Origin of the sequence: Novosphingobium sp. (assembly GCF_965229225.1) — a bacterium.
Taxonomy (GTDB): domain Bacteria; phylum Pseudomonadota; class Alphaproteobacteria; order Sphingomonadales; family Sphingomonadaceae; genus Novosphingobium.
This window is the reverse complement of sequence record NZ_OZ245867.1, coordinates 3059625-3074530: the sequence shown is the minus strand read 5'-3', so window position 1 is coordinate 3074530 and position 14906 is coordinate 3059625. Positions and strand designations below refer to the sequence as shown.

Below are 14906 nucleotides of genomic sequence, written 5' to 3'. Positions count from 1 at the left end.
CGCTCTGGATTCCCGCCTTCGCGGGAATGACAAAGGGTGGGGAGGTGCTGGGATCAGCCCCGCGTCTTCAGCCGAAGGCTGTCCCAGCTGATGTCGCCGGTCCAGCCGCCGTCTACGGGGAGGCTCACGCCGTTGATGAAGGAGGCGGCGTCGGAGGCGAGGAAGGTGATCGCTTCTGCAATGTCTTCGGGCTGGGCGAAGCGGGCCATCGGCACGCGGTTCACGATATCGGTATCGTCATAGGCGCCCGAACCCATGTCCTTCACGTCCATCTCGGTCTTGATCCAGCCGGGGCAGACCGCGTTGACGCGCACGCCGCGGCCGCCCCATTCGCCCGCGAGGGTGCGGGTGAGGCCGACGAGGCCGTGCTTCGAGGTGTTGTAGGCCGAGCGGTGGATCACCCCGCCGAGACCGGCGACCGAGGCGACGTTGACGATGGAGCCCTTGCCCGCGCCAAGCATCTGCTTGCCGAAGGCGCGGCAGAGGAGGAAGGGCCCTTGCAGGTTCACCGCCATCATGCGCTGCCATTGATCGAGCGTGGTGTCCTCGGCGGGCTGGATCAGGCTGATCCCGGCGTTGTTGACGAGGACCTGTGCGCCGCCGAAGTCTGCCGCGATGCGCCCGGCCATGTCTTCGACGAAGGCTTCGCTGGAAACGTCACCGCTGATGCCGACTGCATCGGGGCCGATCGCGGCGGCCTGTTCGCTCACATCCTGCATATCGGTTAGGACGACGCGGTAGCCAGCTGCGGCAAGACGGCGGGCGGTGACGAGGCCGAGGCCCTGCGCGGCGCCAGTGACGATGGCCGTGACGATAGCAGTGTTCATTTGGGGTCCTTTGCAGGGGTGCCGAAGAAGGCGGGATATTCTGCCCGCCAGAAATCGCAATGGTACTCGGCCCAGGCGTCGACGGGGCGGATGCCGGCGGGTTCGAAGCGCATGACCTTGTCGGCGGACCATTCCCTGCCGAGCGGCTTGCCGCGGATGAACGCGGCCCATGTGGTGACGATGACGTCTGCCAGAGCCTGCGAGGCAGGGGCGAGATCGGGCGCGCTCATTGCGGCGGTGTTGGAGAAATTGGGGAACAGCGCGTTGAGCTCTGCCGAATGGACCGCGCCGAGATTGAAGCCGGGTTCGGGGCTGATCGGGATCGAAACCCCGCGCACGGGGGCGCCACGATCGGCATATTCCCACTGGTAGACCGGGGTGTGTGCGGCGAGCAAGCGGCCGCTTTCGATTTCGAGGCAGTGCGTGATTCCGAGGCCGGGCATGAAGTCCGTCATCAACGAACCGAGCGTTTCGGCGGGGTGTTCGCCGGGTTTGAGGGGGTAGCGGGCGAGGACCTTGTCGGCCTTCTCGCCATAGAGGGCGCGGACGGCGGCAGGGTAGGTTTCGGGGGTGACCTTCGCGCCGCCCTGCACATCATAGCCGACGTAGAGGCGCATTTCATCGCGGGTGAAGCCGTTGAGGACCGGGACGCGGAGGAATTGGCCGGATTGCAGCGCAGCCATGGTGGCGCTCGGCTGCGTCGGGCCTCCTGCAAAGGGCGCGAAGGCCACGAGTTCGCCGCTAGCAGCTTTGGCTCCCGCGGCGATGAGGGCTTGCGGATCGATGGCCTTGAGGCAGGCGAGATCGGAACAGCCCGCTTCCCGGGCGACTTTGGCGGCGAAGGCCTCCGCCTGCGGGAGGGTGCGCAGGGGGGTGCTGCAGGAAGCGCTCTGGATGATCGCGCGGTGGAACAGGCCCTTGGTTTGCTCGGGAGCCTGCAGGTGCATGCAAACCGAGGCGGCACCGGCAGATTCGCCCGCTAGCGTGATGTTCTCCGGATCACCGCCAAAGGCCGCCACGTTGGCCTTGACCCAGCGCATGGCGAGGCGCTGGTCTTCGAGACCGAGGACGTGGCCTGCGCCGGTGGTGCCAGCCGGCGGGGCCATGAAGCCGAACACGCCGAGGCGGTAGTTCACGCTGACGACGACGGCGTCCACGCCCTTGGCAAGCCGGTCCAGCCGGTAGAGCGAGGCTGCGCCGCCGACGAAGGCACCGCCGTGGAGCCAGACGAGGACGGGGCGCTTTGCAGCGGTTTTGGCGGTGGGGCGGCTGATGTTGAGCGTGAGGCAGTTCTCCTCGTCGCTGCGTTCGGTGAGGCCGTAGCGCGCGGCCTGCGGGCAGGCGCCGCCGAAGTGCATCGCGGGGAGGACGCCGGTCCATGACGCGGCAGGTTGCGGCAGGCTCCAGCGCGCGTCGCCAGCGACGGGGGCGGCATAGGGGATGCCGCGAAATTCGAGCGCGCCATTGCGGACAAAGCCTTCAACCTTGCCGGAGGCGGTGGTGACGATCTCACCCTGCGGCGCGGATTGGGCGGCAAGCGGGGCGGCGAGGAGGAACGCGGCCAAGGCGACGAAGGCGCGGCAGATGGTCCGGATCATGTGCAGCATTCCCCCTCAGCGCGATTTCGAGGTCGTTGGTACGCACGGGGGCCGCAGTTGCAAGCCTTGGCGTTTGCACGTGGCGGAGCGCTGTCATTTTTGAGGGCCGCGAATTTGAGGCAGGTCAAAGCCCGCGGCGGGCGTGGTGGGTCATCATCCACATCGGATGAAGATGGGCTGATGGGAGACCCCGCAATGGAAGCGCTGGAACGGATCGACGCGACGAGCCCGGAGACTCTCCAGAACCCCTACCCCTATTACGACCGCCTGCGGCGCGAGGCGCCGGTGTTTCGCGATCCCAAGACGGGGATCGTTTCGGTCTCGACCTATGATCTCGTGCTGGAGGTCAACAAGAAGCCCAAGGTCTTCTCGAGCGACTTTTCGACGCTGCTGAGTTCGGGCGGTTCGGGCGCGTTCGATGCGGAGGAAACGGCGATCCTGAACCAAGGGATGCCGCGCCGGAACACGATGTTGACCGCCGATCCGCCGCAGCATTCGCGCTACAAGCGCATCGCGATGCATGCGCTGCCGCTGAGCCGGGTCAACGCGATGGCGCCTTATGTGGCCGAAGTGACCAATGCGCTGATCGACGGGTTCGTGGCGGACGGCGAAGTGGAGTTCAAATCGCGGTTTGCCGAAATGCTGCCGGGGATCGTGATCGCCGATGTGCTGGGTGTGCCGCGCGGCGACATCCCGATGTTCCAGAACTGGGTACGCGCGGCGATCCTGCGCCTCAACGGCAATGCGAAGCCCGAGCAGCGCGCGGACCTCGCGCGCAGCGAGATCGCGATGCAGGGCTATTTCCGGAGCATCATGGCCGAGCGGCGGGCAAAGCCGGGTGACGATGTGATTTCGGACCTGCTGGCGGCGCGGCTGCCGGAAGATGACGGGACGGAACGCCCGCTCGACGATCCCGAGATCTACTCGATCGTGCAGCAGATCTTCACCGCCGGGCAGGAAGCGACCGCCCACGCGCTCGCCTATGCGCTGGCGCAGCTCCTTGCCAATCCGGAGCAGTTGCGCGCGATCATGGCAGACGAAAGCCTCGTGCCCAACTGGGTCGAGGAGACCGCGCGGCACCTCTCGCCCTCCCACAACATGTGGCGGGTGGTGAAGGAAGACACGGTGCTGGGCGGGGTGGCGCTCAAGGCGGGTGAGGCGATGCTGCTGCGCTATGGCTCTGCCAACCGCGATGGCGCGGTGTTCGAGAACCCCGACAAGTTCGACGTCAGCCGCGAGAATGCGGGCAAGCATGTCGGCTTCGGCGCGGGGGTGCATACCTGCCTTGGCATGCATCTGGCGCGAGTGGAGATGGTGACCGCGCTGCCGATCATCCTGCGGCGGCTGAAGAACCTGCGCTTCGCCAATCCGGAAAATCCGTTCCAGTTCGCCGCCAGCAATATCCTGCGCGGGATGCAATCGCTGCCGCTGCGCTTTGATCCCGCCTGAGCAGACACAGGGAGAAGATCCATGGTCGAGACACTTACCGGCACCAATCGGTCCAAAGGCATTACCTATGACGCACTGCTGGACATGGATACGCACCGCGTGCCGCCGCGTCTGCGCGAGGACTGCCCGCTGCCGCCGGGGCCTACGATCGTCGATCCGAGCATCTATTACTCGCGCGATTTCTTCGATCTGGAGGTCGAGCGGCTGTGGAAGCGCGTGTGGCAGATGGCCTGCCACGAGGACGATATCCCGAACGTGGGCGACAGCCATGTCTATGACATTGCCCATCTCTCCTTCATCGTGGTGCGCACCGGGCCGGATGAGGTCAAGGCGTTTCCCAACGCCTGCCTCCACCGCGGGCGCGCGCTGCTGACCGAGGACAGCAAGGGGCTGCACGGGTTCCGCTGCCCGTTCCATGGCTGGAACTGGGGCATCGACGGGGCGCTGAAGGAAGTGCCCTGCCAGTGGGATTTCCCCTCCGTCAGCGCGAAGACGCACAGCCTGCCGCCGGTGCGCGTGGGGCGCTGGGGCGGCTGGGTGTTCATCAATCCGGATGACAACGCCGAGCCGTTCGAGGACTTCCTCGGCGATATCGACCGGCACTTCCAGCCGATCCCGTTCGAGCGGCGCTACAAGGCGGTGCACGTGGCGAAGAAGCTGCGCTGCAACTGGAAGGTGGCGCAGGAGGCCTTCATGGAGGCCTATCACGTGGTGGCGACGCACCCGACGCTGCTTGATGTGATGGGGGACGCCAATTCGAAGTATGACGTGTTCGGCAACATATCGCGCGCGATTTCGCCAAATGGGCTGCTCAGTCCGCATGTGAACCCGGCCTACGTGGCCGAGCCGCTGGAAGGCGCCAAGACGTATGCCAAGGTGCGCCACGCGCTTTCGGGCAATGTCTATGAGCGGCTGGGCGAGGACCGCGTGAAAGTGACCGCGCGCGATGGGCAGACGGGGATCTTCGATCACCAGGCGCACCATATCGAGGGCGCGCTCGATCATGCCGATGTGCAGCTGTGCGACTGGGTTGGCGGGCGGCTACCCGAAGGATGGGAGCTGGAGGAAGATCACACCTCGACCGGCCCGGTGCAGGACCGCCGCAAGGCCATGGCGAACGAGGCGCGCGAGCGCTGGCGGAAGGTGCTGGGCGACGAGGTTGACGGCATGTCAGACGCTGAATTCGTCGACACGATCTACTATAACCTCTTCCCCAACATCAGCCCGTGGGGGTGCCTCAACCCGATCTTCTACCGGTTCCGCCCGCTGGGCGACAATCCGGAGGAGTGCATCCACGAGACGATGTTCATGATGCCGGTGCGCAAGGGCGAGCAGCGCCCTGCCCCGGCCAAGGTCCACTGGCTCGATTTCGACGACGATTACTGCGACGCCGCGGAGCTGGGCATGCTGGCCAAGGTGTTCAACCAGGACGTGGTCAACTTGCCGCACGTGCAGAAGGGCATGAAGTCGATCAAATCGAAGGAGATCGTGTTTGCCAACTATGGCGAGACGAAGATCCGGCATTTCCATATGCTGCTCAACGCGCAATTGTCGCGTTAGGCCGCACCAAGCAAAAATGACAATTGCAGGCAGGGCTGCCGGGGATCACTGTTGGCCGGAAAAGCCCTGCACCGGGAACCGAGGATACAACCATGTCACGTGAACAGCTGATCGAAATGACCCGTTCGCTTATCGCCCATGGCGATGCCGGGACGATGGAACTCGCGGACGAGGTCGTGCGCATTCCCGCCTCGACCTATACCGACGAGGCGCTGTTCGAGCGCGAGAAGAAGCAGATCTTCCGCCGCCTGCCGCTGATGGTTGCACCTTCGTGCGAAATCCCGCAGCCGGGCGATTACAAGGCGATGGACATTGCCGGCGTGCCGCTGCTGCTCACCCGCCAGCGCGATGGCTCGGTCGGCGCGTTCCTCAACATGTGTACGCACCGCGGCAACCCGGTCGCTTCGGGCAGCGGCAATGCCAATCGCTTCACCTGCGGCTATCACGGCTGGACCTTCAAGAACGACGGCGACCTGATCGGCGTGGCCAGCCCGCAGGATTTCGGCGCGGTGGACAAGGCCGCGCTCTGCCTCACGCGCTTCCCGGTCTATGAAAGCGCCGGGCTGATCTGGGCGACGCTGGACCCCAGTTCCAAGCTTTCGATCGCGGATTACCTGTGCGGCTATGACAGCCTGCTGGAGGCCTTCGGGTTCAAGGATTGGTATCTCTTCAGCCAGCGCACGCTTTCGGGGCCGAACTGGAAGACGGCCTATGACGGCTACCTCGATTTCTACCACCTGCCGGTGCTCCACGCGAACACGTTCGGTTCGGATTTCTACAACCGCGCCAACTACTTCGAGTTCGGGCCGCACCAGCGCCTGTCCACGCCTTCGAAGTTTGCGATCAAGGTTTCCTCGGGCGATGACCGCCAGATCGACCTCAGCCAGCTGAACGACGACGAGATTTCCGACGACGTGCTGGTGCAGGGCGTGTGGACGATTTTCCCGCACATTTCGATCGCCAGCTTCTACGGCGGCGGCCTGCGCGGGGCGATGATCAGCCAGCTTTTCCCCGGCGACAAGGTGGGCGAAAGCTATACCACCCAGTTCTACGTGATGGAGAAGAAGCCGAGCGACGAAGTGGCGATCAAGGCCGCGCACGAGCAGTTCGATTTCCTCGAGATCGTGGTGCGCGACGAGGACTATAAGACCGGCAAGCGCCAGCACGTGGCGCTGCAGAGCGGGCTGATGAAGGACGTGCTGTTTGGCCGCAACGAGCGCGGGGGCCAAGTCTTCCACACCTGGGCGGCCAAGCTGCTCGAAGCCACCGACGACGAGCTGGTCGAGATGTTCGCCCGTGAGGCACAGCGCGAAGCAGCGGAGTGATGCTGATGGCTGCGGCGTGATTGCGCCGCAGCCGATGCAGGCATAGGCTGCCCCTCCTCGGCGAACGAGGGGGACATCATGCGCATCTATCGAATGCTGGGGCTGGCGTTGCTGGCAGGCGGAGCGGCCACGGCGGCGACCACGCTGCACCGCGCGCCTTCATCCGATGCGGCGGCGCTGGCCATGCTCGATCCCTCGCGGCTGGCGGCGGCGGCCTGTGCGGAGAAGGCGCGCGCCAACACGCCGATTCTGTTGCGGCGCTTGGCTCAGGCTGCTGCGCTGATGGGGCCTGTGGTGCCGGGCAAGTTCCCGCTTTATGGCGGCGTGCCGCGTTCGGCGCTGGAGCCGGGCGGGCTGACCGCAGAGGCGCGGCCGTGGTTCGATCAGGGCATCGAGATGGCCTACAACTTCAACCATGCGGCAGCCGTCGCCTCGTTCCGCAAGGCGCAGGCACTCGCGCCCGGATGCGCGCTGTGCTTCTGGGGCGAGGCGCTGGTGCAAGGTCCGAACATCAACGCGCCGATGGAAGCCAAGGCGCTGGCGCCGACGCTGAACGCGCTGGCGAAAGCGCAGGCCCTGGCGGGCAGTGCTCCGCCGCTCGACCGGGCGCTGATCGCTGCGCTGGCGGCCCGCTATTCCGCCGATCCCAAGGCGGACCGCGCGGCGATGGATGCGGCGTATGCCGATGCCATGCTGGGTCTGGCGGCGGCGCATCCGGCCAATGACGAGTTGGCCGTGCTCGCCGCCGAGGCCGCGATGGACACGAGCCCGTGGAACTACTGGCAACCGGGCCGCAGCGAGCCGCGTGCGCGGATCGACAAGGCGGTGGCGCTGGTCGAGGACGTGCTGGCGCGGCATCCCGGGCACCAGCAGGCAGCGCACCTCTATATCCACCTGATGGAAAACTACGTCAGCCCGGAGCGCGCGGAAAAGGCGGCGGATGCGCTGGCGCTGAGCGCGCTGCCCGAGGCAGGGCATCTCGTCCACATGCCGGGGCACATCTATTACCGCATCGGGCGCTACAAGGATTCGATCCGGGCCAATGTGGCCGCGGCGAAATCGGACGAGGCCTATCTGGCGAAGGTGCCGGACGACGGGATGTATCGCTACGGATACTATCCGCACAACGTCCACTTCATCGTGACATCTGCGCAGCAGGCCGGCGATCTGGGGCTGGCGGTGGCGCAGGCGCGCAAGCTGATGCGGATCATCCCCGAGGACAAGGCGGTGGAGCTGGGCTGGATTCAGGCCGTGGTCGCCGCGCCTTCGTTTGCCTTTGCGCAAGGGGGAACACCGGCGCAGATCCTAGCGTTACCCAAGCCGACAGCGCGCCTGCCCTATGTGCTGGCGATGTGGCACTATGCGCGCGGGGTGGCCTTTGCGCGGCTCAACCGGCCCGCCGCATTGGATGCCGAGTTGAAGGCGATGGACCAGCTGACCGCCGATCCAGGGATCAAGGTGCTGGAGGGCACGGGCGTGCCGGGGACGGACCTCATCCATCTCGCGCAGCACGTGATGCGCGGACGGATGGCCTTTGCGCGGGGCGATTTTGCGGCGGCGGCGGAGCAGTACCGCAAGGCGCAGGCGATCGAGGGGACGATCCCTTATCAGGAGCCGCCCTATTGGTACTACCCGGTGGGCCAATCGCTGGGCGCGGCGCTGCTGGCAGGCGGCAAGGCGGCGGAAGCGCGCGATGCGTTTCATCAGGCGCTGCTGGTGGCGCCGGGTAATGGCTGGGCGCTGTGGGGCCTTGCGCAGAGCGAGGCCGCGCTGGGGCACAAGCTGGAAGCGCGCGCGGCGGAGGCGGCGCTGGACCGCGCATGGCTGGGGGATCGGCGGTTGTTGACGCTGGATCGGCTGTAGGCCGCCACTCTAACGCGATCCATCCCAACAAAAGCTTCGTCACCCCCGCGTAGGCGGGGGTCCAGAGCGTGAAGACGCATGCGTTTCGGTTGGCCGCTCTGGATTCCCGCCTTCGCGGGAATGACGAAGATTCTTGGTCCTAACCGTCCTTGTAGTAGTAGCTGTAGCCGTTGATCGCGGGGGCGCCACCGAGGTGGGCGTAGAGGACGCGGCTGCCTTCGGGGAAGAAGCCTTTGCGGGTGAGATCGATCATGCCCTGCATCGATTTGCCCTCGTAGACCGGATCGGTGATCATCGCTTCGGTGCGGGCGGCGAGGCGGATGGCCTCGTTGGTTTCGTCTGACGGCACACCGTAGGCGGGGTAGGCGTAGTCCGGGTTGATGACGATCTCGTCCTCGCGGATCGTGCGGCCGAGGCCAACCAATTCGGCGGTGTTGTCGACGATGGAGCGGACCTGATCGCGGGTCTGTTCCAGCGTGCCGGAAGCATCGATGCCGATGACAGTGTGGGCGCGGTCTTGCGCGGCGAAGCCCACGATCATGCCGCCCTGTGTCGAGCCAGTGACGACGCAGACGACGATGTAATCGAACTGGAAGCCGAGCTCTTCCTCCTGCTGCGCCACTTCTTCCGCGAAACCGACATAGCCGAGCGCGCCGTATTTGTGGACCGAGGCGCCGGCGGGGATCGGATAGGGCTTGCCGCCGGCCGCCTTGACGCTTTCGATCGCGTCTTCCCAGCTCTGGCGGATGCCGATGTCGAAGCCGTCTTCCACAAGGCGGCTGTCTGCGCCCATCAGGCGGGTGAGCAGGATATTGCCGACGCGGTCGTAGACGGCGTCGTAATGCGGGACCCACTTTTCCTGCACGACGACGCACTTCATGCCGAGCTTGGCGGCGGTGGCAGCGACCATGCGGGTGTGGTTGGATTGGACGCCGCCAATGGAAACGAGCGTATCCGCGCCCGAGGCGATGGCATCGGGGACGATGTATTCGAGCTTGCGCAGCTTGTTGCCGCCGAAGGCGAGGCCCGAATTGCAATCATCGCGCTTGGCCCAGATCTCGACCTTGCCGCCAAGCGCCTCGCTGAGGCGGGGGAGATGCTCGATAGGAGTGGGGCCATAGGTGAGCGGGTAGCGTTCGAACGGGGTGAGGAGGGACATGCGGGCTCCGGCTTCGGGTATGATTCGCTGCGGAAGCTAATGCAAATTGCGTGGAAGGTGTTTGCAAACTTGGGGGCCTAACTGACTCTGATCGGCGCTTAATGCCTTTTAGTTTCATTGATCATCCGGTAGATCGATATTCTATGAAAGAACCTTCCATCGAGCTAGACCGGATCGACCGCAACCTGCTGCGTCTGCTGCAGGCGGACGGGCGGCGGTCCAACCAGGAACTGGCCGAGGCCGCGAACGTGAGCCCGGCGACCTGCCACCGCCGCGTGGCGCGGCTGGTGGAGCTGGGCGCGATCACCGGGTTTCGCGGCGCGGTCGATCCGGGTGTGGTCGGGCTCGGCACGCTGGTGATGGTGGGCGTGGTGCTGGACCGGTCCACGCCCGAAAGCTTCGCCGCCTTCGAGGGCGCGGTCCTGGGCATGAAGGAAGTGCTCGATTGCAATCTGGTGGCGGGGGACTTCGACTATCTGCTCAAGATCCGCGTGCGCGACATTGCCGACTTCAATGTGCTCCACGGCCAGCGGCTGCTGACCCTTCCGGGGGTGCGGCAAACGCGGACGTTCTTCGTGATGAAGGAAGTGAAGGAGAATGCGCCGCTGGGGTTTTGAAGGGGGCGCCTGGCTGCTCTGGATTCCCGCCTGCGCGGGAATGACGAAGGTGTGGGAGAACCTTGGGTGTTCGTCATTCCTGCGCAGGCGGGAATCCAGAGCGGCTCCACGCGGCATTTGACACGCCCGCGCCGCCGCTTATCCCTACGCGGGATCAAGCAAAGGGGAATGGCGTGGGCGCAGTGGGGATCGCAGAGGCAGGACAGGCAGGCGGCGTGGAGCTGAGCCGGACGCTGCTGCCGCGCCACGTTTCGATGATCGCGATTGGCGGGATCATCGGCGCGGGGCTGTTTGTCGGTTCTTCGACGACGATTTCGCTGACCGGGCCGGCGGCGGTGATTTCCTATCTGATTGCGGGGCTGCTGATCCTGCTTGTCATGCGAATGATCGCCGAAATGGCGATCGTGCTGGAAGGCGTTTCAAGCTTTCCGGACTTTGCGCGCGCAGGGCTCGGGCATCTGGCCGGATTCCTTTCGGGCTGGCTCTACTGGTATTTCTGGGTCGTGGTGGTGGCGGTGGAGGCGATTGCCGGAGCCAAGATCATCGGCGGCTGGCTGCCGGGCGTGCCGGAGTGGGCTATCGGCGGGGCGCTGACCGCGCTGATGACGGGGGTGAACCTCATGTCCACTCGCAGCTACGGCGAGTTCGAGTTCTGGTTTTCCTCGATCAAGGTGGCTGCGATCCTCGTGTTCAGCCTGATCTGCGGGCTGTGGGTGTTTGGCATCACGGCGCCGCAGGGTTTCTCCATCGGCAACCTGACCGCGCATGGCGGGTTTGCGCCGCATGGCTGGGGGCCGGTGCTGGCGGGCGTCGCCTCGACCATCTTCTCGCTTTGCGGCGCGGAGATCGCGACGATTGCGGCGGCGGAATCGCCCGATCCGGCCAAAGTGATCGCGCGGATGACCGTCTCGGTCGCGCTCAGGATCGTGATTTTCTACGTGCTCGCCATCGGCCTCATCGTGGCGGTGGTGCCGTGGACGCAGATCGTGCCGGGGCATTCGCCGTTCGCCACGACGCTGGCCGCGATGCATATTCCGGGCGGCGAGACGATCATGAGCGCGGTGGTGCTGGTGGCGGTGCTTTCGTGCCTCAACAGCGGGCTCTATGTGACGAGCCGCGCGCTGTTCGGCCTCGCGCGCTTTGGCGACGCGCCGGACTGGCTGGTGCATGTGAACGGACGCGGGGTGCCGGCGCGGGCGATCATCGCAGCCAGCCTGTTTGCTTATGGCGCGCTGGCAGCGCAGTGGCTTTCGCCGGGGACGGTGTTCAGCTTCCTCGTCAATTCCTCGGGCGTGACGATGATCCTGCTCTACATGCTGGTCGGCATCGCGCAGCTGCGCGAGCGCAACCGGGCGGAGCGCGAGGCCCCGGAGAAGCTGACGCTGAAGATGTGGTTCCACCCCTATGGCACGCTGGTGGCGCTGGCGGCGATGCTGGCGGTGCTGGTGTTCATGGCGCTGCAGCCGGACCTTGCCTCGCAGCTGTGGATGAGCCTGCTGGTGGCGGGGCTGTTTGCCGCAGCGTTCTGGCTGCTGCGGACGGGAAAGCGCGCCTGACATGCCGCAGGTTGTGACGGCAGAGGAAGCCGCGGCGCTGGTCAAGTCCGGCATGTGGCTAGACTATGGCTTCGGCGCGACCCAGACCGAGGCGTTCGACAAGGCGCTGGCTGGGCGGGTGCACGAGCTATCGGGCGTGAAAGTGCGCAGCTGCCTGACGACGCGGCCGCGCGCGTTTCAGGAGGCCGATCCCAAAGGCGCGCACATGCTTTCGGCGAGCTGGCACTTCAGCGGATACGACCGGCGCCAGTTCGATGCAGGGCGCTGCACCTACATCCCGCTCAATCTGGGCGAGTGGCCCGATCTCTATCGGCGGTTCGTGGAGCGCGTGGATATCGCGGTGTTCCAGGTCTGCCCGAAGGATGCGGACGGGAACTACAACTTCTCGATTTCGGCGTCCTACCTGCGATCGCTGGTCGAGAAGGCGGACGTGGTGATCGTCGAGGTCAATCCGGCGCTGCCCTATTGCTTCGGCCCGGACAACGCGGTGCACGAGAGCGAAGTGGACTTCGTGATCGATGTGCCTGCCCTCCCCGCTCCCGAACTGCCAAGCGCCATTTCGAGCGAGGTGGACCTTGCCATCGCGCAGCTGGTGGCGGCGGAAATCCGCGACGGTGACTGCCTGCAGCTGGGCATCGGCGGCCTCCCCAATGCCGTGGGCCGCGCGATTGCCGGTGCCGGGGTCAAGGACCTTGGCGTCCACACCGAGATGATGGTCGAGGGCCTCGTCGAACTGGTGAAGAGCGGTGCGGCAACCGGCGCGCGCAAGCAGATCGATCCCGGCAAGGCGGTCTATGCCTTCGCCATCGGCACAGCGGATATCTACGCGGCGCTCGATCGCAATCCGGCGTTCGAGGCGCGGCAGGTGGACTATACCAACCTGCCGAAATTCGTGGCGCGCAACGACAACGTGTTCTCGGTCAACAGCACCGGGCAGATGGACCTGCAGGGGCAGGCGGCATCCGAAGCCGACGGCTACCGGCATTTCAGCGGCACGGGCGGCCAGCTGGGCTTCGTGCGGGCGGCCTATGAATCCGAAGGCGGGCGCGGCTTCCTGTGCATGCCATCGACCTACGAGAAGCACGGGGTGCGCAAGAGCCGTGTTGTGGCGGGGCTGGCGCCGGGGACGACCGTGACGGTGCCGCGCACCGACGTTATGCATGTGGCGACCGAATACGGGATGGTCTGCCTCAAGGGCCTGCCGGTGGCGGAGCGCGCCAAGGCGATGATATCCATCGCGCACCCCGATTTCCGCGAGGAGCTGGAGCGCGAAGCCTATGCAAACGGACTGATCCCGAAGCATTATTTCTGAGTGTGAGGCTACGCGTGAAAGCGGTGTTCAAATGGACCGGCCTGTTGGTGCTCGGCCTTGTGCTGGGGATCGCGCTTGCCGTCTGGCAGATCAGGAACAGCGGCCTCGGCAACGATGTGCGCGTGGGGCCGTGGATCACCGGCCGCGACATCGGCACCGCCCATGCGGACATGAAGACGCGCGCGGTTGTCGCGCTGCGCGGCTTGCTGGCGCTGCCGGCGCAGGAGGCCCGCTATTTCACCGCAGCAACGGATAGCGCCGGTGCGCCGCTTTCAGGCAAATGCCGCTATGCCTTGACCGGCGGCATGATAGAGGCGCGCTGGTGGAGCGTGACCCTGTATGATCCGGGCGGCTGGCTGATCCCCAATCGGTGGAACCGGCATTCTATCGGCAGCGGGCGCATTCCGGTGGGTAGGGCGGGTGGCTGGACAGTGCTGATCGGCCCGGAGCAGCAGCCCGGTCTGTGGATACCGACCGGCACGGACGGCGCGTTCGAACTCACGCTTCGCACCTATCGTCCGCATGGGACACTGGCGCACGATCCCGCGCGAATCAGCCTGCCGACAATCACAAGAGGGGAGTGTCGCCCATGATCCGCCGCCTCGCCTCCCTCGCCGTGTTCGTCGCGGCAGCCCTCGGCAGCTACTACGGGACGCTGGCGACGGCGCCATACGGCCTGATGTGGCTTGCCGAAGCGAAGCTGGCGAAATCCGGGCCCGTCAACCACTTCACCCACACGCCGCCGGTACGCGCCGAGCGGCAGTTCGTCGTGCGCCCCAGCCCGGACCTGCTCTATTCCGTATGTCCCTACGACCTGACTGCGGGGCCGCTGGAAGTGACCGCAGTGCCGGTACCCGGGCGTTACAGCTCGATCAGCGTGTTCGATGCGCGAACCGATGTCGCCTTCGTTCGCAACGACGAGCAGATGGGCGGTGAACCGATGCGGGTGGTGTTGGCGCTGGAAGGGCAGCAGACGCCGGCAGGGATCGACACCGTGCGGGTACGCTATGCGACGGGGATCGTGCTGCAGCGCGTCCTGTTGGCCGATCCATCCGAGGCGGCCGCGATCGATCCGATCCGCAGCAGGGCGCGGTGCCGGACGCTGACCGGGTAGAACCGCGCGCTGGTGCTGGCCCCGACCCAGGCTGGCGGCCTTGGCGGTGATCGCGGCGCGGCGGAGATCCTCGATGATGCCGGGCTGCGGCCGGACATCGAGCGCACCATCTTACCCACGGTGGACACCGACCTTGTTGGCATCACTGATATCGGAATCCGAGGGCCGGGATTTACATAAAGGAGCCCGTAAACGCGGCACTTTCCCATCGCGAAGCCATTCTCGCGCACCCAGGGGGCGGCGTCATGGTTCCCGCACAGCGGGCATGGCGCCTGCATCGCAGCTTACATTCGTGGCCAACAGCTCTGATGAGGCAGGTTACACGGGAGATCTGATCCGGAGCGCGGCCGAAATATTAACTAACTGTAGTTTGAAACATAACGTTATGATAGGCCCCGCTCTGGCAGATCGAAGCCGGAACGCGCGGCGCAAGGGAGTGAGACGGGGTCTTGCGGAAATGCATCGAGCGGCGGCAGGCAGGGTGCGAGTTTGACAAGGCCCTCCGAACACGGAAAACGTCGCGCGC

Annotated in this window: 13 protein-coding genes; 10 read left to right on the top strand and 3 right to left on the bottom strand. The window is 65.6% G+C overall.

What is annotated here, in order from left to right; all coding sequences use genetic code 11:
* Positions 1 to 53: 53 nt before the first annotated feature.
* Together ACO06X_RS14260 and ACO06X_RS14255 are read right to left on the bottom strand one after the other, a co-directional pair.
* Positions 54 to 827 carry an SDR family NAD(P)-dependent oxidoreductase gene (locus tag ACO06X_RS14260; protein ID WP_421836898.1) on the bottom strand — a complete coding sequence of 258 codons (774 nt, stop codon included), beginning with the start codon at positions 825 to 827 and terminating at the stop codon, positions 54 to 56.
* Positions 824 to 2425, bottom strand: a complete 1602-nt coding sequence (locus ACO06X_RS14255) for a carboxylesterase/lipase family protein (protein WP_421836897.1) — start codon at positions 2423 to 2425, stop codon at positions 824 to 826. The genes ACO06X_RS14260 and ACO06X_RS14255 overlap by 4 nt, the downstream gene beginning before the upstream one ends.
* A gap of 180 nt (positions 2426 to 2605) precedes the next feature.
* Between ACO06X_RS14255 and ACO06X_RS14250 the strand changes: the two genes are divergently transcribed.
* From ACO06X_RS14250 to ACO06X_RS14235, 4 genes are all read left to right on the top strand, one after another.
* On the top strand, positions 2606 to 3874 hold the full coding sequence (locus tag ACO06X_RS14250; RefSeq protein WP_421836896.1) for a cytochrome P450: 1269 nt from the start codon (positions 2606 to 2608) through the stop codon (positions 3872 to 3874).
* A 21-nt stretch (positions 3875 to 3895) separates the two neighbouring features.
* Entirely contained in the window at positions 3896 to 5434 is a 1539-nt protein-coding gene (locus ACO06X_RS14245) for an aromatic ring-hydroxylating oxygenase subunit alpha (RefSeq protein WP_421836895.1), read from the top strand.
* A gap of 92 nt (positions 5435 to 5526) precedes the next feature.
* Positions 5527 to 6759 carry an aromatic ring-hydroxylating oxygenase subunit alpha gene (locus ACO06X_RS14240; protein ID WP_421836894.1) on the top strand — a complete coding sequence of 411 codons (1233 nt, stop codon included), beginning with the start codon at positions 5527 to 5529 and terminating at the stop codon, positions 6757 to 6759.
* Between the two features lie 78 nt (positions 6760 to 6837).
* Entirely contained in the window at positions 6838 to 8622 is a 1785-nt protein-coding gene (locus ACO06X_RS14235) for a hypothetical protein (protein WP_421836893.1), read from the top strand.
* Between the two features lie 139 nt (positions 8623 to 8761).
* Here ACO06X_RS14235 and ACO06X_RS14230 read toward each other — a convergent pair whose 3' ends face one another.
* Positions 8762 to 9781 carry a 1-aminocyclopropane-1-carboxylate deaminase gene (locus ACO06X_RS14230; RefSeq protein ID WP_421836892.1) on the bottom strand — a complete coding sequence of 340 codons (1020 nt, stop codon included), beginning with the start codon at positions 9779 to 9781 and terminating at the stop codon, positions 8762 to 8764.
* Positions 9782 to 9924: 143 nt separating this feature from the next.
* Here ACO06X_RS14230 and ACO06X_RS14225 point away from each other — a divergent pair, with 143 nt between their 5' ends.
* From ACO06X_RS14225 to ACO06X_RS14200, 6 genes are all read left to right on the top strand, one after another.
* Complete coding sequence (locus ACO06X_RS14225; RefSeq protein ID WP_421836891.1) at positions 9925 to 10398, top strand: Lrp/AsnC family transcriptional regulator; 474 nt, start codon at positions 9925 to 9927, stop codon at positions 10396 to 10398.
* Positions 10399 to 10571: 173 nt separating this feature from the next.
* Positions 10572 to 11954 (top strand): amino acid permease, encoded by a 1383-nt coding sequence (locus tag ACO06X_RS14220; RefSeq protein ID WP_421836890.1) that lies wholly within the window; start codon positions 10572 to 10574, stop codon positions 11952 to 11954.
* 1 nt (position 11955) lies between these two features.
* Positions 11956 to 13266 carry an acetyl-CoA hydrolase/transferase family protein gene (locus ACO06X_RS14215; RefSeq protein WP_421836889.1) on the top strand — a complete coding sequence of 437 codons (1311 nt, stop codon included), beginning with the start codon at positions 11956 to 11958 and terminating at the stop codon, positions 13264 to 13266.
* A gap of 14 nt (positions 13267 to 13280) precedes the next feature.
* Complete coding sequence (locus tag ACO06X_RS14210; RefSeq protein WP_421836888.1) at positions 13281 to 13859, top strand: DUF1214 domain-containing protein; 579 nt, start codon at positions 13281 to 13283, stop codon at positions 13857 to 13859.
* Positions 13856 to 14380: a DUF1254 domain-containing protein gene (locus ACO06X_RS14205; RefSeq protein ID WP_421839916.1), complete on the top strand. Its 525-nt coding sequence runs from the start codon at positions 13856 to 13858 to the stop codon at positions 14378 to 14380. Before ACO06X_RS14210 ends, ACO06X_RS14205 begins: the two co-directional genes overlap by 4 nt.
* Before the next feature lie 12 nt (positions 14381 to 14392).
* Positions 14393 to 14560 carry a hypothetical protein gene (locus ACO06X_RS14200; protein WP_421836887.1) on the top strand — a complete coding sequence of 56 codons (168 nt, stop codon included), beginning with the start codon at positions 14393 to 14395 and terminating at the stop codon, positions 14558 to 14560.
* The last annotated feature ends 346 nt before the right edge of the window (positions 14561 to 14906 follow it).